The sequence below is a fragment of the Rheinheimera maricola genome (genome assembly GCF_016918075.2).
GTDB classification, from domain to species: domain Bacteria; phylum Pseudomonadota; class Gammaproteobacteria; order Enterobacterales; family Alteromonadaceae; genus Alishewanella; species Alishewanella maricola_A.
The window spans coordinates 35,651-55,310 of the sequence record NZ_JAERPS020000012.1; the positions used below are offsets into that span (position 1 = coordinate 35,651).

Genomic DNA, 19,660 nt, shown 5'->3' on the forward strand with positions numbered 1-19,660 from the left:
GATAAAAGCCCGTCTAGGGCAAGGTTACTGGCTGTATTGCGGCATCAAAAGGCAGGTCGAGGTAAAAACAACTTCCTCGCTGTTGTCCGGGCGTATAGCCAATATCGCCGTGCATATTTTGCATTAAATGCCGGCTAACGGCCAATCCCAGCCCTGTGCCCGAATATTCACGGCTATCTGAGCTATCTGCCTGGCTAAACCGGCTAAATAGCCGCGGTACAAAATCTTGCTCTACACCTTTGCCCTGGTCATGTATGGCGATGCGAATAAATTTCTGCTGCTGCAACACTTGCACCGTTACGCTGCTGTCTGCAGGTGAAAACTTTAACGCATTATTCAATAGATGCAGCACCACCTGCTTTAACCTGCCCGCGTCGACCCGAACCACTGCCTGCTGCAGTGCTTCGGGGCAATCCAGCCGCAACTGGGTGCGATGCTGCTGGGCAATCACCTGCGCTTCGTCTATGGCTTGTTGCACAACGTCCAGCAGCTGCAATGGCTCAAGTTGCAGCAACATATTGCCACTGGTAAGTTTCTCTACATCGAGCAAGGTATTAACCAGCTTATTTAACTGCTGACAATGGCTTTGCGCCAGTTGCAGCATGCGCAGTTGTGAGGCATTAAGCTCGCCCAGCGCGCCGCCTACGGCCAGCCCTAACGCACCCGAAATAGAGGTAAGTGGAGTGCGAAGTTCATGGCTTACGGTAGAGATGAATTCTTGCTTTAACTGTTCGTTTTTTTGCCGCTCTGACAGGTCCCGCAATACTAGTAGCTGCCGCGGCTGTTGGTGCAGGCGGATATTAGAGCGGCTAACAGATAGCGGAAATATGCTGTTGTCGCGCCGGCGGCCGCCGGTTTCATATTCGGCTTTGGTGGTGGAGGTGGCACTGTATACTTCATCGACATATTGCGGTTCGGCCAGCAATACCGACCAATGCTGCCCCGGCAGCGACGTGCCCGTATAGCCAAACATGGGGTAGCAAGACCGGTTTACCTGCTCAATAATGCCCTCGGCATTGGTGGTAATAACAGCGTCGGTAACATTATCCATAATAGTGCGCAAGTACACTTTGTCGCGCTGTTGCGCCACGACACTTTTACGTAAATGCTGCCGTGACATAAACAACCAAGCCAACAAGGCCAATAACAGTGCCGTAACGCTATATGCCGCCCAGCGAATTTCAGCACTGCGCTCAGATACCGGTGACAGCGAGCGCACAGCCATTTGCCAAAGCGCACCGCGTAAGCTAATGGCCAATAGCATGCTGTCATCATAGAACAAGCGCTCATCACCATAGAAGGCGGGGCCGGCCTTACCTGCAGAGTTTAAGCTACGAATAGCGACCTGCACGCCTTGCTCAGTGGTTTGACGTTGCAGCAGGCTCCACACCGACTCTATATCCACCACCGTGCTGATAATGCCCCAATAATTGTCGGCGTTCAGATACACCGGCAGCCGGTAAATAAAGGCAGTGCCGCCCTGAATCAGCGATATAGGGCCAACTAACCGCGCTTCGCGCTGCGTGATAATGGCGGCAATATCAGGCCACTGTTCTTTTAAATCCGGATAGTAGATGCCGATGGCTTGTTCATTGCCAATAAGCGGGTAGACATAACGCAAGGTATTGGCGGGCGCGACGCCAATATTGCGGATATGGCGGGCCTGATGCGCCAATTCTGGCAGCAGCAAATGCATTTCGGCCGGTGAAATGTCACCGTTTCTGGCCTGCACATGCGCTGTTAGGCCAATGGTAAGATAAAGCGGAATGTTTAATTCAGATTCAATAAGCGCACGCAGCTGGCCAGCACTAGCTATTTCATGACGCAGCTGTTGGCTGCGCGCCACTTGCCGCTCGTGCTCGACTAGCCTTTCAGTAGCGTAAATAGCCACTACAGCGAGCAGAATTAACAGCAGCCACTGCCAGGCAGACAGAAATAATTTATTACTCATCAAATACTGATTTACACCGGAAAGAACAGCCAACACTCACTTTAGCCCCTAGTGCCCGAGCTTGTAAATACGCCAGGTAAAACTGACCGTTGAAAAAACGCGCAGCTAAGCAATAGACACGCACCATAAGGCTGTCTATAATGCGCAGCTTCTGCCAAACAGCAGATTGTGCACCCGTAGCTCAGCTGGATAGAGCGTCGCCCTCCGGAGGCGAAGGTCCCGCGTTCGAATCGCGGCGGGTGCACCAAAACAATCAACCACCTTTACGGTGGTTTTTTGTTTTTGGCCCCCTGCCCAATGAAAACTCGTTGTTCGACAAAAACGTCGGGAACGTTTTTGAACAGCTTCGCTGGCCTGAAAGGCGAGGGCAGGAAAGCCCGAGTAATCGCGGCGGGTGCACCATATAAATCAAGGCCTTAGCTTAAAGGCAGGGCCTTTTTTTATGCCTGCAAGAAAATTTTATAGCGTATTTATAGCATTTTTATTATGGGTTTAGCAGATTGGGATAGTTTATCTGTACGAACGGATTACTTTTGTAAGACTAACTAAGCCATACTGATTAACCAACAACTCCTATTGTTCTTTATCTAGTTCATCACCAGCAGCATCCATATTTTCTCTGTTTGACTCATCGATAATTTCAGCAATATAAAATTCGTTTGGGTTTTCTCCGTATGCCCCCTCGACAATAAGTCGAACTTCTGTTGTACCTTTTGTTGAGTTATACAAGCCTTCCTCGGGTAATTTGCTCATGATTTTCCTTTAATTTGGCCAGTCTTAAGTTTTATAAAATGTATTCACGTATGCGTAAATTTTATCGAAATCAGGTAGCTCTCCTTCGATTTCGTCTTTTAAGGTGTGATATTCAGCTTTTGACGCCAGTTATTTTTAGAGTGTATTACCAACCAGCTGTTTAAATCCGACGATATTCGACAATGTTCATTTAGCCGTACATATTGGTTTCTAGTTGTTGAGAAAATAAATTCTATTTTTGACGTTGTTAGTTCTATTACGCATAATTGATTAAAATGCTATTATTGGCTTTACCACCTTGCCGCCTTAATTTTCTTAAAGGGAGCCTAGTCTTGGATCTACAGGTTATAAAAGCTGACAGACTGTATATCAAAGTTGCTCAGCAACTTTCAAAACTTATTCGAGATGGAGGTATTAAGCCAGGTGAAAGATTTCCGGCTGAGAGAGATTTAGCCGTCAAGCTTGGGGTTAGTCGCCCGACAATACGTGAAGCTATGATTGCGTTAGAGCTCTCAGGGATTATCGAAATCAGAACTGGGTCGGGTATTTATGTTACCGGAAAGAAGCCCAGTCTTGAAACTATCGACAGGGGTATTGGACCGTTCGAAATACTGGAAATACGTTACATTGTTGAATCTGAAGCTTGTGCTTTGGCTGCTGAGCGAATTACAGACGAACAGCTAGAACAATTGCGGCAAGCTCTGCGCGAGATGGAAGAAGAAGAAAAGCAAGAAGATGCGACAGAAAAAGCCGATTGGAAGTTTCATAGTATTATTGCAGAGGCTTCGCAAAATAGCGCTATCTACCAAGTGGTGAATTGGCTTTGGGAACTGCGTAACGAGTCGGTATTAAGCACGTCATTTTTAGAAAATATTCGAAAGGAAGGTATTCATCCATCCCTCAAAGACCATCGGCGCATTCTTGAAGCTTTAGAGAAAAGAAATGCCGAACGAGCCAGGATTGCCATGAAGAACCATATAGATAATGCTACATCTGCTGCGGCAGCCCATTTTGGGCCTGACGCATCTTAACTCGTAAACCGTCTTTTTTCTGAAATTTTCGATGTTTGAAAAGCAGCTATCCAACACACTGGATAGATTTAGTTTTCATGCTGGGCAGCTACCTTTAGATAAACCCCCTTTACGCTTTGACTAATAAACTCTAGTACAGTGGGGGTGTCACCAGGATAAAAGACTATCGATGCGTAGCCGCTGGAAAACTGAATATTATCAGTACCCGTTGGAGTGCCTTGATGCGTGCTGAAAAAGCCTGACTCTGTAAGGTTGGAGAAGAAGGCTCTTTCATTAAAATTCAATACTCTTAAACCATCTTCGTCTAAAGCCTCCGCCGCTATGAGTAGGCTACCATCTTCAAGATTACTATAAGTCAGTTCAACTCGCTTTAGTTTGCCGTGAGGTGTTGGTTGGTAATCAACCTGTAAGCTATCTTCTACTAAAAGATTGTCAATTTTCCCTATAACCTTCAATTTATTTGTACCCTTCACAAATGGAACTTGCCAAACTAATCCTGCAGCAGGGAAGAGCGTTACGTCTCGTTTTTTTACACCTAAGCTTTGGCCATTCAAAAATAACTCTGCGGTGTTCGTATTGCAGTAAACTCTTACTGGTCGGCCATTTTCTGAGCCCTGACGCTTTGTCCAAGTTTTTGACATAATGTAGCAAAAGGGAGTGTCTGACCAATAGCTGGCAAATACGTAATAGGCGTCTTTGGGTTTGCCGTCTCGTGTTAATAGTCCCTTTTGATTAACGTACGGGATGGGGTTTTCAGGTCGAAGCGGTGTAGCAAAGTCCCTGAATGCCCACTGTGCATTGCCCGCAAAACCCGGTGTTGACTCTGAAAGTCTCAGATGCCAGTCGAAAAGGTCAACGATGTAACTTTCGCTCCAATCTGAAGCGTTGGCAATGCTTGTTGTGCCAGCTTGGTTCATCGCATCTTGAGCACTGACTCGTATTTCATTAAATCCGTTTGGACCTATTGGGCTTTCTGTATGACGGCCTACATGGCTTGAACCTCCATATTCCATATGAACAAAGTGTGGATACTGTTTCATCGTGGCAGCTAAAGCGTCGCCATACTGACCATAAGCGCCACCATACCAACCCATCCAGATGGATGGTGAGTATGCATCGACAATATCAGCTCCAGGAGGATACTTTCGCAACGTCGTTAAACGGGATTTATCTAACGTTTTTACTAGGGTGTTCAACTTTTGCAAATACGGGGTAACTACTTCAGGGGCGCCACCGCCAGGAAAATCTTCCTCCCAATCCATCTCATTCCCAAGTGACCAAAACGCTATGCTTGGATGATTGTAATTTTGTTTAATCTGTTGTTTGAGATAGCGTTCAGTATTGTATTCCCAATCTGTGCCGCCTTTACCGCCACGAACCCACGGTAGCTCATCCCATAAAATCAAACCGAGCTCATCAGCAGCACGGTAAACCTCAGGATCTTGCGGATAATGTGCCAGTCGGACGAAGTTTGCGCCCATGGCTTTAATTTGCTGCATATCGGCACGATGTTGCTCATTGCTAAGAGCGGAACCTTTTCCAGCAATTTCTTCATGCCTATGGGTGCCCCGGATCAACAGTTTCTTTCCGTTGAGAAAAAAGCCTTGATGAGGTCGCATTTCAAACCATCGATAGCCAAAACGATCATCTATTTGATCAAGCAGATTGCCTTCTATATCGTAAATTGCAGCTTGTAATCGATAGAGTTTTGGGTTGTCTACTGACCAAAGCTCTGGGTTAACGATGTTGGGCATTTTGATCTGAATTGTTTGTAATTGGCTTTCAAATTCGATTGATTGCTGGTTCAGAGCCACCTCAGTATTATCTGGAGCCAGTATTTTGCTTTTAAGTATTAGCGTTCTGGGCTCTGGATTTGCTGAATTAATCGTGACTGAAAACTCTGTGCTGGGCTTTCCGGTTTGAACTTGTGAAGTACTAACTTCAAGCTGCTGTAAAAATGTGTCCGGCAAAGTTTTCAACCACACGTCTCTGGTGATGCCTCCGAACAGCACAAAATCTGCTTTTTGTGAGGGAATAAGATTGGGATCATAGCTGTTATCTACTCGAACCAAAATCTCATTAACGTTCTCTTGCAATAACAAGGGGGTAAGCTCTATGTCAAATCCGAGATAACCGCCTACATGCTCACCTGCCAAATGGCCATTTACGTATACACTGCTACGCATATTGGCACCTTCAAAATGCAGAATGCGTCGTTGTTTGGTCGTTGGAGTCAGACTTGTACGGTACCAGCTGGCACTTCGCCTGTATCCAGGTAATGGGTCAACTGAATCTGTTGTATTCCAACTATGAGGTAGTTCAACGGTTTGCCAGTTTTTTTGTGCTAAAGCTACATTAACATCTGTCGTGTGATGTTGTAGATATTGCCAGTTCTTATTGAATAGCTGTGTTTGGCGAAGTTTCATATGTGCGTCATTCGCATGGGCTTGAACTGAAGCCGTGCTCATAAAAGCCAAAAGTAGCATTAAGAACGCATAAATAATGCGGCCGGAGATACCTTGAAGTAACAATTGAGTATCAGAATTTCTTGCTATAACCATCAGAAGTTCTCCGACCTTTTTCAAATAATGCCAGCTCTGTTTTAATATGCGCAGAGACTGAATTCAGAAGTATTTGCAGCGATTGGCTGGGGTAAACCAAATAACAATGCACATTGGGCGGTTGTGGTAGGGTACGCATCCAAGATAGATTGATACTCAGAGGTTGGAATATCATAAGCTCTAGCCAGATCAGGTAGCACAGGAATTAACCGAAAGAGCTCAATTTGCTTTTCCTGTTTACCACCCCAATTTTGAGAACTCTTTGTGCGAGTCAGTATGTATTCGATAGCAGCTTTTATTGTTGGCGATTCAGCTTGGGGGTGATGCCACAAATCAATGCCGACTTTTGGTGCTATGGATGCCAATCCGACAAACGCCTGCAGATTAAATACGCTGTAATGAAATGGACGGGTACGACCTAACTCGTGAGGTTGTTGACCATCATTTTCAACTTGTTGCTTAAGTAGCTTAGTGGCATGTTTAACTTGCTGATGAGCAATGTCATGTTTCCCTACATAAATAGCCACGATAGCGGTTTGTAATGCATAAAAGGTTGCGTGGTTGTTGTGTGTGTTTCGTTCTTCAATACCAAGAGGGCTATTAACCAGCCAATCCAGATAGGTCGAAAACCACTGAAGTAACTTTCTGTTATCGACTTCGCTTAGTGCCGCAGACGACTGAATTAATCGGATGCCGTCAATCACACGGTATAGATACCACATATCAATAATACCAATACCGCGGCCATCGGTTATACCCGGTATAGCCTGAGCATAGTTTAAATGAGGGTTCATATAGGTGGCTTCATCCAGAAACCAAGCTTTTATTAAGGTTGCTGCTTTTTGCGCATACTCGGGTTTGTCCGTAAAAAAATACGCGGTTGCAAGGGTAGTTACTGCATCACTAAATTGTTTAAATGCAACTTTGTCTTGCTCCGGTTCTCGTGATGCTGGGTTAATTTTCCCATCGATTTTGACCCATGGTTTACCGTCGGCTTTAGACGGATCGGGCCACCAATATGGGCCAAAGCTAAAGTAATCGTGTTTATTCCCACTGGCTGGCAAGATGTTTTTATTTACGATAGTAAATATGGACACTGATAATAATTCAGTTGCCGCCTTATCTAAGGAAGCTATGGCTGACAGCGTTCTGATGTCGCCTTGCTTTGCCCGAATCTTTGTCTGCTGCAACGCGGACTCAGATAGTCGGATAGGTTCATTCAAATACGCTTTTGCCACTAACTCAGCGTCTTGTTGAGCGTGACAAATAAATGCCACGAAAAACAACATGCAACTAATTGCAGTTGAAAAGATTACATTCATACCGTCACCTATTAGTTTGCGTTTTGGCCTAGCTTTATGACTTCCGATGCCGCAAGCAGGAATGCGCCTGTACCATAAAGCTGAGTATCATGTTCAGTGGCGCTACCTGGCGCATAGGCAACTTGTTGAACCCAACCAATCCGGCCACTCTCATCTACGCTGTTAACCAGCGACTGCCAACCTTTTTCTATAGCGGGCACAAAGGTTGATTTATCTAGTAGGCCTTGATTTACTCCCCATGCCAGGCCAAATACTAACAAGCCGGTGCCACTGGATTCAGGTGTTGCTGAGCCATTGCTTTCTAATAGTGATGATGGCCAACTTCCATCAACATTTTGAAGTGCTAATAATCGATTGCTCATTTTAGTGAACAGCTCCACATACCGTGAGCGAGGTGTGAAGTCTGCAGGTAAGTATGAAAGTGTTCTTGCCAAACCAGCAAGTACCCAACCATTGCCTCTTCCCCAGTAAATAAGCTGCCCTTGAGGGTCTTTACGCTCAAAGTAACGGCTATCTCGTAAATAAAGTTGTTGTTCTGAACGGTATAAATAGTCTGTTGCCAACCAGAATTCTTTATCCATAAACTCTAGATATTTGTTGTCGCCAGTTAGTTCTGAAAGTTGTGCAAATACCGGAGGTGCCATAAAAATTGCGTCCGCCCAGCACCACCGTTGTGTGCACCAAGGATCGTCATATGTGCGGTAAGCAAGCTCAATATTCTCATGCTCTGTTGATTCAAAATTGAGAGTTCTCTGGCTCGGATTTGCGACGACCCAATCTAACGTCTCTTTGAGATGTCGAATCATATTGGGGTTTTTATATTGTCGATATAAGTCCATGTATACTTGGCCAATGGCGTGATCATCAGCGTGATAAACTCGGGGGCCTAGTTGCCAATCATTTACCGCTGAAATATTACGTACGGTTTGGTTATATATTTCATTTTCAGAGGCTAATGCCCAAGCTGAGAGTCCGATATGCAACGTCGCGTATATCCAGCCTTGAGGCAAAGCACTCGCTCGATCTTCAACCCGCATTTGATTTGAACGAATGTCATACTGAGCTAGCTGCCAATCAGCAACTTGATTAGCGACCTGTATAATTGCTTCAGAGGTTAATTCAGAGCTATAACTTAGAGGGGCTGTACCAGGCTTTTGGTATTTAATTGGTTTATACCATGTAGCAATAGGTAGTTGATCCTTTGCGCCACTATTATTCGAATCGTTCTTATGATCTGCAGTGCAGCTAGAGCATAGTGTCACGCTGGCTAAAGCCAGGCCAGTAAGTAATTGCTTCATACAACTCCCCTTTGTCTTTTTAAAAATTTGCCACAATAGTTATGATTTCTGGCAAGGTGGCATTACCAATTTTGTTAGGTTATAGTCTGCTCAAAAAAAAGTCTACGATTATTTGAAACACAGGGGGAGTTGATGAAGACCATACCGTTGATAGTATGTATGACACTACTAGCTGGCATGCTAGTAGCAGCGAATGAGCTGAAAAACGTGGCGCCAACAGAGTGCAAGATGTCATTCAAAGTCACAAACACCTTAGCGCAATATCGTGCTAGCGCACCGATTTATATATCCTTAAAACAGCTAGGTTGTCATTCAATTTATAAAGAGACGACAGACTACTTCACTGAAATATCTGGTGAGCCAATGCCAAACCAGCAGGTTGACACTGATCATGATGGTATTGTCGACTCTATACTTTTACTTGTCGATTTCGAAGCTAATGCCTCGCAGACTATTGAGTTTACTTCTTTACTGCAAGGTCGGTTACGTTTATCTCAGAGTCAAAAGACACAAGCGGAAATGGCTGTGAGAGTTGGCGGTAGTCGTGGTGAAGATGGTGTATACAGCGGTGGTCATTATCAGCAAGTGGACGAAATGACCGAACCTGAAGATCATGTAATTGGTGATAAATTATTTAAATATGAAGGGTTTGGATGGGAATCTGATCAGATTGCATATCGCTTTTATTTTGATGAGCGTGGGCTAATCGATATCTTTGGCAAACTGACTACAGATTTAGTTTTACAAGGCGTTGGTCTGGATGGCAGTGATTATCATGCTCTTGCCGAATGGGGGATGGATATATTAAAAGTTGGACCTTCACTGGGTCTAGGGGGTATTGCCGCCTGGCAAGATAACACTTTGCTCCCACCAACGGCCTTAAGCTCTCAATCTGTAAAGATATTCAGCGAAAACTTGCAGTCTGCGGCATTATTGGTGCAGCGAGGGTGGCGGGTAGGTAATAAGCTCTATGATATTAAACGGTATTTTAGTATTACGGCAGGGTCTCATCTTACTCATGCTTTCGTTAGTTCTGACAATTTATTACCCCACCTTGCTGTAGGTATCGTTAAACACGGTGTTGAGCGACTTGATAATTTGGCCTCTAACAGTGAATGGAATTACATAGCTACCTATGGCCAACAAAGTCTTGCAAATGATCAGTTGGGGATGGCGGTCTTTTTTCGCCAACGTGATTTAATGAATGTTACGTCTGATACGCATAATGAACTGGTAATTTTAAGACCATCCAGATCAGTGGAGTATTACTTTGGAGCGCGCTGGGCAGCGCAAAACCAAGGAGTTGAAAACATAAGTGATTTTAAACAATACCTTGAGTCTGTATTACTGGAATTGAATAACCCCATAAAAGTAGTCCAACTGAAACGTTAGATACAAAATTGCTTTATTTCAAAAAGTCGCGGCTTGTCAGCCGCGTATGCCTTGCGAACCTTGTCGCGTCAAATTTGTAATGTCAGTTTACATCTCAGTTCTGGTCAATAATTAAACATAAAACCCTTCTTAAAATTGGTAAGGCCGCTTGACAGTAAGTCAGGGTTGGTTCACTATCGTACAGTCATTGGGTTAGCGCTGTACTAAATCTGATGACAAAAAAGCCAAAATAAAAAACAGCAATATTTTAAGACGGGAAGGACGGGGTAATATGAAAATGGTTAGCGATAAAGCAACACAACGACAATTTACCAGAACGTTAATAAGCACTTTTGTTGCTCTTCATTTATCAAGTGCCTTTGCACAAGATAGCGAAAATTCCAGTGCTGGTGTTAACAAAGACGAAGCGTTAACGACGGCCGAACAAATTGAGGTAATAGAGGTTAAAGCTCAATTTAGTCGCAATTTAACAAGTGCGTTAAATGTGAAGCGAAGTGCCTCAACGATTGTCGATGGTATTTCTGCTGATGATATCGGTACCTTGCCAGCTCTTGATTTAGGTGAAGCTCTGCAGGCAGTTCCTGGGGTGCAATTGAACCGGGAAGGTGAGCGTCGCGAGTCCAGCATTAACTTACGCAGTCTTCCATCTGGTTTTGTGTTAAATACCGCTAACGGACAAACCTTTTCCAATCCCACCCGCAGTGAAAAAGCTTTTGGCGCACCAACACCATTTGGTGCTTTTGACCCTGCCATTTTTAACGGTGTTGATGTAATTAAGACGCAAACTGCTGCTATGCAAGAGGGAGGGATTGCAGGCACAGTTAATATGATTTTACCTAAAGCGCTTAGCAAGAAAGATGGTGCTTTAGCGGTTTCTGTAGCTGGTCGCAATGAGGAGTTGGCCGATACGATTGATGCCGAATTTGTTGTATCAGGCTCTAAGCATCTAATAGCAAATAAACTGGCTATTTCTGGCACCTTAGCAACATCTGAGCAAACATTTCGCAGGGATACGATTAAAATTAATAGGTACGACAATATCCCAACCAACAGCAACTTTGTAGGAGCTAATGGCGAAAACTATGCGCAGTGGAAAGCAGCAAGTGGTATTCCAGACAATGCGGTTACTAAAATGCCTGGTGAGTTGCGTCAGGGCTCTGAGCTAAACAGCGGCATAAGAACATCCTTTTCTGGTAGTTTGGAATTTAAGCCAACAGATGAGCTGAAATTTGGTGCTCAGGTAGTCTATACCGAGCGTGATATGGATGAAAATGGCCAGCAAGAAATTGACATCCGGCCGCGTAATTCAGGAGTTAAAATTACGCCGACATCCGCACCATTTGATACAGGTAGCGTAGATGCCAGCGGCAGACCAATTTATTCCGTTAGTGATATCAGTTTTAGTAATCTTAGTTATGGCTATACCTCTCGGGTATTTGATTTATATGAGCAAACTCAAGCGGCTATTCTTGATTCAGAGTGGGTGGGTGATGTTTGGGATCTGGACGCTGCCGTAACAGTTTCTAAGTCGAAAAACCAGTTAAACGAAATCCTTTATGCACCTAGATTCGAGCCGATGACAGGTAGTGGCAACAATGGTATTACGGGCAAGCTGCATACCGGTTTAGGAAATATTAAAGACTTTTTAGTTGAGTTGAATAACTTTGATAACCTGAATCTAAATCAAAATTGGCGAGTTTTAGATACTGTAAGTTCTGCCGGTGTAACCAGTCTTGTAGACAACAATAGGGTTCAGGCGCTCATTACTGGTAGTTATGAAGTTATAGAGCGTGATGCAAATGCTGTTGAGTTCAATGCCAAGCGAGCTATTGAGCTTGGGATCTTCAGAAATGTGCAGTTTGGGTATCGTTATTCTCAGGAAACTCAAGATTCTGATCGGTTCCGCAGTTCTCCAACCGGGCTTGAACTTACCGGTATTTTGACTAATGAAATTCGCATGGATCCAGCGTATGCCTCACAATCAGCATTTTTTGGTGGTGACGCTCCTGGGATCGCAGGTGCTGGACAAGGTTGGTATGCATTAGATGTAAGAAGTTTAAACGCAATGCTTACTCAGACTATTGGTAATGTTAATCCAGATCCTGTCACCGGAGAAATCGCTGCAAGGGTGCCATATTCGAATTTGGTCGCTCGCGGTGGGCAGCAAAGTGCAGGTCTGGTTTATGACGTTACATTGGACACTTCAGCTTTGTATCTAATGAGTGATTTTGGTTTTGACGTTAAAGGTATGAATGTAGAAGGCAACATAGGTGCTCGCTACGTAAAATCCTCACAAGACGCAATTGCACCTTTTTATCCGTTTGGTGCTGTCGATATTAACAACCCACCTGCAAAGACAGTAAGCAATGACTATGACTATTTACTGCCTAGTACAAATTTGGCTATAGATGTCACTGAAGACTTCAAAGTACGTTTTGCTTATAACGAGTCAATATCACGACCAAATATTCGCGCTGCAACCCCATCTACCCGTATAGATGCTGCTCGTCCTGGAGAGGTTAATGTGACCTTGCCGGGTGCTGATGTCGACCCGTTCTCAGCTAAATCTTATGACATATCTTTAGAATGGTATAACCGTGAAGGCAGCGCAATTACGCTGGCTTTATTCAGAAAGGATGTCAGTGATTTCTTCACCTCAGTAGCAAGCTGCGATGAAGCAATTCTGGAAAGTTATGGCATCGATTTAGGAAATATCACGACTGGCAGTGGGACCTGTGTCACTGATGGTAATGATGCATACAACAATGTTGACCCAGATTACATTCTTGATGGCGATAATGTAAATGTCTCTCAAGTTCGCAACACCGATGCCAAGATTAAGGTGCAGGGATATGAGCTTTCTATTCAACAAAATCTTAATTTCCTGCCTTATCCATGGAACGGTTTTGGCGGCATTATCAACTATTCAAACACCTCACAGGATTCTCCGTTAGAAGCTCGTATCCCTGGCATATCTGAAGATACCTTCAACGTTATTGGTTATTACGAGCAAGGGCCTTTTGGTATTCGTTTGGCATATAACTATCGCTCAGAGTATGAACTGGAAAGCGTTGGCACCTTTAACGGTGAAGGCAACAAAAATGTCAAAGCTGCTGGGCGGTTGGATTTATCAGCGTACTACAAAGTAACTGACAATCTGACAATTAGTCTCAAAGGCTACAACCTGACCAATACGCTTTACGAAGAGTATCAAGATACAGAGTATCAACCACGAGCCACTCATTACGACGGCCGTACCTTTGTGCTGCAAGCGGGTTATAAGTTTTAAGTTACACGCAGGTAGTACCAAAGTGGTACTACCTGCTGAAACTTCGTTACGTATTTTTATTTGCATCGTTTGATTACAGGAATTCAATATGCAGGAAACATGGCGTTGGTTTGGCCCTGACGATAACATTTCGTTGGAAAAGATCATGCAAGCAGGCGCAAGTGGTATTGTTACATCGCTGCATCATATACCAACGGGTGAGGCCTGGCCTTTAGCAGAAATTGAAGCGAGGAAGCAGCTGATTGAGCAAGCTGGCTTGACCTGGAGTGTTATTGAAAGCATTCCAATGCACAATGATATAAAAACCCGTAGTGGTAATTACAAGCAATATATTGAAAATTATAAAGAGTCAGTAAAAAATGCTGGTAAAGCTGGTGTTGGCTTGGTGTGTTATAACTTCATGCCAGTTGTCGATTGGACCAGAACCAACCTTAAATATACCTTGGCCAACAGTAGCCAAGCGCTGCGTTTCGAAATGACAGATTTTGCAGCCTATGATGTTTTCATTTTGCAACGTGATGGCGCTCGGCAAAGTTATTCTCAAGAAGTGATGACCCGAGCGACTGAGCGCTTTGCACGGATGACTGAAGAAGAGAAAACGCTTCTTGAGCAAAACATTATTGCTGGTTTACCTGGTGGTGAAGGTTCCTATACCCGAGACAGTATTCGTCAGGCTATTGCACAGTTTATATCGTTAGGTACTGAAGGCATGCGCCAAAATCTTTTTGCTTTTTTGCAAGAGGTGATACCTGTTGCAGAAGAGTATGGCGTGAAGATGTGTATCCATCCTGACGATCCTCCATTTTCACTGTTTGGATTGCCGCGAGTTGTATCTACTGCTGAAGATGCCCGAAAAATTCTAAAGACGGTTCCAAGTGAGGCTAATGGTCTTACTTTGTGCGCTGGCTCTTATGGTGCCCGCTGTGACAACAATTTGGTCGAGATGGCGACCGAATTTGGTCCCCGTATTCATTTTGTACATCTAAGAAACGTTATTCGCGAAAGTGACGGTTCGTTCTATGAAGCCGAGCATTTAAAAGGTGATAACGACATGGTCGGTTTGGTTGATGCGTTATTACGTGAGGAGCGTCGTCGGGCTAAATCTGGAGAGGCAGGTATGGCTATGAGACCTGACCATGGACACTTAATGGCGGATGAGATCAATCAACCAGGTGTTAAGCCGGGGTATTCCTACATGGGTAGATTAAAAGGATTAGCTGAACTTCGTGGTGTTATACACACTATTGAAGCTCTGCACCGTCAGAAGACCTCTGCTAGTTAACCAGACTTTGGAGGCTGTTTTGACTGAATTATTTTCTTTAAACAATAAAACGGCATTGGTCACTGGCGCCAGTCGGGGACTGGGTCAGGCTATCGCTATTGCGCTGGCGGCGGCTGGTGCTAAGGTGCTGTGTGCCAGTTCGCAGCCAAATGGCTGTCACGAAACTTTAGCGGCTATAGCTGCAGCCAACGGTAATGCACTTGAGCTTACTGCTGATTTAAGTGACGAAGTGGCAGTAGCCACTTTGGCAGATAAGGCTTTGGCACTGGGGCCGGTGCATATCCTGGTAAATTGCGGTGGTACGATTTTTCGCGCACCGGCACATCAGTTTCCTATGCAGGAGTGGCATAAGGTTATTGCGGTAAATCTGGATGCGGCCTTTTTACTCAGCCAGCGTTTAGGCGCGCAAATGATAGAACGCAAACAAGGCAAAATTATTAATATCGCCTCAATGCTATCGTATAGCGGCGGCATTACGGTGCCGGCTTATACCGCCAGTAAACACGCCATTGCCGGCGTAACCAAAGCATTAGCCAACGAATGGGCGCAGCATAATATTCAGGTTAATGCCATTGCGCCGGGTTATTTTAGCACCGACAACACCGCGGCGTTGCAAGCGGATACCGCGCGTAACGCCGCCATTACCGCACGCATACCTGCTGCGCGCTGGGGCGAGCCGGAAGATTTAGCCGGTGCGGCGGTGTTTTTGGCATCACAGGCCAGCGATTATGTAAACGGCCATGTGCTGGCTGTTGATGGTGGCTGGCTGGCGCGATAAGGCCAACTTTTTAATTCGAGATTTATATGACAGTAATTTTTGAAAGCCGTTATCCAACCCATCCGGATGACGTGAAACACTATGACACCGATGAATTGCGTCAGCATTTTTTGGTAGACAACCTGATGCAGCCCGATAAGTTGGTGCTCTGCTACACCCATTATGAGCGGGTGATTGTCGGCAGTGCCGTGCCGGTAAAGGCAGCGGTAAAACTCGAGGCGCCAGAGGCATTAAAGGCACAGTTATTTCTGCAGCGGCGTGAGCTGGGCATAATCAACGTTGGTGGTGCCGGCGTTGTTAATGTTGATGGCACAAGTTACGAGCTAAAAAATACTGAGGCACTGTATGTCGGCATGGGCGCCAAAGATGTCAGCTTTCATAGCAGCGACAGCGCTAAGCCTGCGAAGTTTTATTTAAATTCGGCCCCGGCCCATCATGCTTATCCAACCAAACATTTAACGATGGACAAGTGCACGGTGTTGCAAATGGGCGCGCTGGAAACGTCGAACGAACGAGCTATCCATCAGCTGATGATTAATGATGTGGTTGAGACTTGCCAGCTGCAAATGGGTTTGACCGTGCTTAAACCGGGCAGCGTCTGGAATACCATGCCGGCACACCAGCATGACCGGCGGATGGAAGCGTATTTTTACTTTAATCTGGCTGATGAGCAGCGTGTTTGTCACTTTATGGGGCAGCCACAACAAACCCGTCATTTGTGGGTTGCCAATGAGCAAGCGGTTGTATCACCGGCCTGGTCTATTCATAGCGGTTGTGGTACCAGCAACTATGCCTTTATCTGGGGTATGGCCGGTGAGAATCTGGACTATCACGATATGGATAAATTCCCGGCCAGTGCAATGAAGTAGTTTACTACGCAACATTTTTCAAAAATGCCTGCGATAAGCAGGCTGATAACAAAGGCATGCGCTAGACGTGCTAAGCCCGTCAACAGGGTAGGACAAGTTATGAAAAGTTATCTTTGGCAGACAAAGTGCCTGCTGCTGGTTGCGGCTGCCCTGCTTGCAGGCTGCAAGCCACAACAGGAAGTCACCACTTTGCGTTTGGCGCACTCGCTGGATCAGGAGCATGTGGTTCATAAAGCCATGGTGCTGATGGGCGAGCGGCTGGCCGAGTATTCAGGTGGCACTATGCAGCTGCAAATCTACAGTGGCGGCCAGTTGGGCAACGAGCGCGAACTTATCGAACTGCTGCAAATCGGCAGCCTGGCAATGACCAAAGTATCCGCCAGTTCAGTCGAAAGCTTTGTGCCGCAAATGCGCGTATTCAGCGTACCTTATATTTTTAACGACAATGCCCACTTGTGGCGGGTATTAAACGGTGACGTTGGCCAGCAGTTATTGCAGGAACTTAGCGGTGCCAGACTATATGGCCTGGGGTACTATGACGCAGGCAGCCGCAGTTTCTATTCTACCAATACTGAAATTCATAGCCCTGCCGACTTACGTGGTAAAAAATTTCGCGTCCTGGCCAGTCAGACTGCCGTACGTATGGTGGAAGCAATGGGCGGCGCTGCTACGCCGATAGACTGGGGGGAGTTGTACACCGCATTGCAACAGGGCGTGGTGGATGGCGCAGAAAACAATCCGCCCAGCTTTTATTTATCCCGTCATTATGAGCTAAGTAGGTATTACACGCTGGATGAACATACCTCAGTGCCGGACGTGCTGATACTCAGCCATCTGGTATGGCAGGGCTTAACTAACCAGCAACAGCAGTGGCTGACTAAGGCGGCAGAGGATTCGATTCGTTATCAGCGTGAAGCCTGGCAGCAGTCGTCAGATCAGGCGTTGGCTGCAGTAAAAGCTGCCGGTGTCAGCGTGATATACCCGGACAAACAACCGTTTCGTGATGCGGTAGCACCTTTTCATCAGAGCTTGCAGCAAACCGATATTGGCCCTTTGCTACAGCGTATTGCAAAAGCGGCAGATACGGCGGAGGTAAGCCATGACTAAGCTGATGCACGCAGTAGATTCGCTACTGAAATGGTTTCTTGCCAGCCTGATGGCCGGCATTGTACTGGTGGTGTGCTGGCAGGTGGTATCGCGCTATGTGTTAAATGCGCCAAGCTCTGTTACTGAAGAATTATCCCGTACGCTGCTGATCTGGATTGGCATGGCTGGCGCTGCTTTTGCCTATCGCACCGGTGTGCATCTGGGGCTGGATATTATCACCCGTAAACTGCCAGATGCGGTGCAGCGCAAAGTTGCCATGCTCCTGACCGGCGCAGTAGTGTTGTTTGCCCTTGCGGTAATGGTTGTCGGGGGCGGTAATCTGGTAGCCATGACTTATGAGTTAGGTCAGATGTCGGCAGCGTTAAATATTAAGATGGCCTATATCTACGTGATATTGCCTGTGTCCGGTGTGCTGATCGCGTTTTACGGTCTGTGTCAGCTGTATTTTCTGGCCAGTGGTAAAGCGGTGCCTGCAGTAGAGGGGATGCACTGATGGAAATGGCAATTCTGGTGTTACTGGCAGTATTTTTTACGCTATTGCTGCTTAACGTACCTATTTCATTTTGTATTGGGTTGGCCACGCTCGCAACGATGTTAATCAGCATCGATTTTATGCCGGCGGTCACGACGATGGCGCAGCGCATGGCGGGTGGCATTAACAGTTTCGCGTTACTGGCAATCCCGTTCTTTGTGTTATCCGGCCTAATTATGGGGCGCGGTGGTATCGCCAAGCGGCTAATTGAATGTGCGATGGCACTGGTGGGCATGTTGCCCGGTGGTTTGGCGCTGGTCAATGTCGTATCCTGCATGTTCTTCGGCGCCATTTCTGGTTCAGCAGTGGCCGCAACATCGGCCATTGGCAGCTTCATGCTGCCGGAGATGAAAAAGCAGGGTTACGACGTTAACTACAGCGCTGCTGTTACTGCCGCCGCCGCTACTACCGGCATGCTGATCCCGCCAAGCAATATTTTAATTGTGTATGCTATTGCCAGCGGCGGCGTTTCTATTGCCGCACTGTTTATTGCCGGCTACTTACCGGGGATTTTGCTTGGCCTTTCATTAATGATTGTCTGTGCCGGTTACGCCAAGTTAAAGGGCTATCCGGTTGGGGCTCGCCTGCCGCTAAAACTGGTGGTGCAAAAAGTGGCTGCGGCACTACCCAGTTTATTTATGATTATTCTGGTCATAGGTGGCATTGTCAGTGGCGTATTTACGGCAACTGAAGCCGGCGCTATTGCTGTGGTGTATTCGCTGGTACTGGCGGTGGGTATTTATCGTGAAGTTAAAGTCGCAGAGCTGCCGGCCATTTTAATGAAATCTACCGAAACCACCGCCATAGTGCTGGCGCTGATTGCCACTTCCTCTGCCATGTCGTGGATATTGTCCTACGAGCAAATTCCGCAAACCATCAGTGCTGCCATGCTGGCGCTGAGCGATAACCCGCTGCTTATTTTACTGATGATCAACCTGATCTTGCTGCTGGTAGGCGCCTTCATGGATATGACACCGGCAGTGCTGATTTTTACGCCGATATTTCTGCCGGTAGCGGTTGAGCTGGGCATGAGTCCGCTGCATTTTGGCATCATGATGGTGCTTAATTTATCTATCGGTTTGGTGTCACCGCCGGTAGGTAGTGTGCTATTTGTCAGCTGTGCTATCGCCAAAACCCGGTTAGAAGCTATTTTACGGCCACTGTTGCCGCTGTATCTGGCCATGTTTGTAGTGTTGATGCTGGTGAGCTATGTGCCTGCCATCAGTGAATGGTTACCGACACAATTTGGTTTGTTGTCTGCAGATAAATAGTTAGGGATAGTTAGATGAATGTACGACAATTGACCCTACACCCGGACAGGTTGTTTCCGTCAGATCCGGTGGTGCGCGATATCGCCCGTCGCTTATATCAGCAAATCAAAGATTTGCCGATTGTCAGCCCGCATGGTCATACTGACCCGAGTTGGTTTGCTGAAAATGCCAACTGGGATAACGCCACCAGCCTGTTGCTGCTGCCTGACCACTACGTATTCCGC

15 protein-coding genes and 1 tRNA gene are annotated in these 19,660 nt (G+C 46.0%); 11 read left to right on the forward strand and 5 right to left on the reverse strand.

Annotated elements, in window-relative coordinates:
- Positions 1–13 precede the first annotated feature (13 nt).
- Positions 14–1,951 carry an ATP-binding protein gene (locus I4W93_RS19810; protein ID WP_205313627.1) on the reverse strand — a complete coding sequence of 646 codons (1,938 nt, stop codon included), beginning with the start codon at positions 1,949–1,951 and terminating at the stop codon, positions 14–16.
- Between the two features lie 170 nt (positions 1,952–2,121).
- On the opposite strand from I4W93_RS19810, the gene I4W93_RS19815 reads away from it, so the two are divergent.
- Positions 2,122–2,198 (forward strand) — tRNA-Arg (locus tag I4W93_RS19815).
- A 326-nt stretch (positions 2,199–2,524) separates the two neighbouring features.
- Here the strand turns inward: I4W93_RS19815 and I4W93_RS19820 are convergent.
- Positions 2,525–2,704 carry a DUF8087 domain-containing protein gene (locus I4W93_RS19820; protein WP_205313626.1) on the reverse strand — a complete coding sequence of 60 codons (180 nt, stop codon included), beginning with the start codon at positions 2,702–2,704 and terminating at the stop codon, positions 2,525–2,527.
- Between the two features lie 332 nt (positions 2,705–3,036).
- Between I4W93_RS19820 and I4W93_RS19825 the strand changes: the two genes are divergently transcribed.
- Positions 3,037–3,735, forward strand: coding sequence for a FadR/GntR family transcriptional regulator (locus I4W93_RS19825; protein WP_205313625.1), 699 nt, complete (start codon positions 3,037–3,039; stop codon positions 3,733–3,735).
- Between the two features lie 68 nt (positions 3,736–3,803).
- Here I4W93_RS19825 and I4W93_RS19830 read toward each other — a convergent pair whose 3' ends face one another.
- From I4W93_RS19830 to I4W93_RS19840, 3 genes are read right to left on the reverse strand one after another with little or no spacing between them, the layout of a single operon-like run.
- Complete coding sequence (locus I4W93_RS19830; protein WP_205313624.1) at positions 3,804–6,296, reverse strand: glycoside hydrolase family 2 protein; 2,493 nt, start codon at positions 6,294–6,296, stop codon at positions 3,804–3,806.
- Between the two features lie 41 nt (positions 6,297–6,337).
- Positions 6,338–7,618 carry an alginate lyase family protein gene (locus I4W93_RS19835; RefSeq protein WP_205313623.1) on the reverse strand — a complete coding sequence of 427 codons (1,281 nt, stop codon included), beginning with the start codon at positions 7,616–7,618 and terminating at the stop codon, positions 6,338–6,340.
- A gap of 11 nt (positions 7,619–7,629) precedes the next feature.
- Complete coding sequence (locus I4W93_RS19840; protein WP_205313622.1) at positions 7,630–8,916, reverse strand: glycoside hydrolase family 88/105 protein; 1,287 nt, start codon at positions 8,914–8,916, stop codon at positions 7,630–7,632.
- A gap of 132 nt (positions 8,917–9,048) precedes the next feature.
- Between I4W93_RS19840 and I4W93_RS19845 the strand changes: the two genes are divergently transcribed.
- From I4W93_RS19845 to I4W93_RS19885, 9 genes are all read left to right on the forward strand, one after another.
- Positions 9,049–10,308 carry a DUF4861 family protein gene (locus I4W93_RS19845; RefSeq protein ID WP_205313621.1) on the forward strand — a complete coding sequence of 420 codons (1,260 nt, stop codon included), beginning with the start codon at positions 9,049–9,051 and terminating at the stop codon, positions 10,306–10,308.
- 271 nt (positions 10,309–10,579) lie between these two features.
- On the forward strand, positions 10,580–13,597 hold the full coding sequence (locus I4W93_RS19850; RefSeq protein ID WP_205313620.1) for a TonB-dependent receptor: 3,018 nt from the start codon (positions 10,580–10,582) through the stop codon (positions 13,595–13,597).
- Positions 13,598–13,685: 88 nt separating this feature from the next.
- Positions 13,686–14,879, forward strand: coding sequence for a mannonate dehydratase (uxuA, locus tag I4W93_RS19855; protein ID WP_205313619.1), 1,194 nt, complete (start codon positions 13,686–13,688; stop codon positions 14,877–14,879).
- Positions 14,880–14,898: 19 nt separating this feature from the next.
- The gene (locus tag I4W93_RS19860; RefSeq protein WP_205313618.1) at positions 14,899–15,657 is read left to right on the forward strand and encodes an SDR family oxidoreductase; all 759 of its coding nucleotides are present in this window, start codon (positions 14,899–14,901) and stop codon (positions 15,655–15,657) included.
- A 26-nt stretch (positions 15,658–15,683) separates the two neighbouring features.
- Complete coding sequence (gene kduI / locus I4W93_RS19865; protein WP_205313617.1) at positions 15,684–16,526, forward strand: 5-dehydro-4-deoxy-D-glucuronate isomerase; 843 nt, start codon at positions 15,684–15,686, stop codon at positions 16,524–16,526.
- A 99-nt stretch (positions 16,527–16,625) separates the two neighbouring features.
- Positions 16,626–17,633: a TRAP transporter substrate-binding protein gene (locus I4W93_RS19870; protein WP_205313616.1), complete on the forward strand. Its 1,008-nt coding sequence runs from the start codon at positions 16,626–16,628 to the stop codon at positions 17,631–17,633.
- The gene (locus I4W93_RS19875) at positions 17,626–18,126 is read left to right on the forward strand and encodes a TRAP transporter small permease (protein WP_205313615.1); all 501 of its coding nucleotides are present in this window, start codon (positions 17,626–17,628) and stop codon (positions 18,124–18,126) included. Before I4W93_RS19870 ends, I4W93_RS19875 begins: the two co-directional genes overlap by 8 nt.
- A complete protein-coding gene (locus I4W93_RS19880; RefSeq protein WP_205313614.1) occupies positions 18,126–19,436 on the forward strand; it encodes a TRAP transporter large permease in 1,311 nt (436 codons plus the stop codon). The genes I4W93_RS19875 and I4W93_RS19880 overlap by 1 nt, the downstream gene beginning before the upstream one ends.
- A gap of 14 nt (positions 19,437–19,450) precedes the next feature.
- A partial coding sequence (locus I4W93_RS19885; protein ID WP_224673584.1) for a glucuronate isomerase occupies positions 19,451–19,660 on the forward strand: 210 nt, incomplete at its 3' end.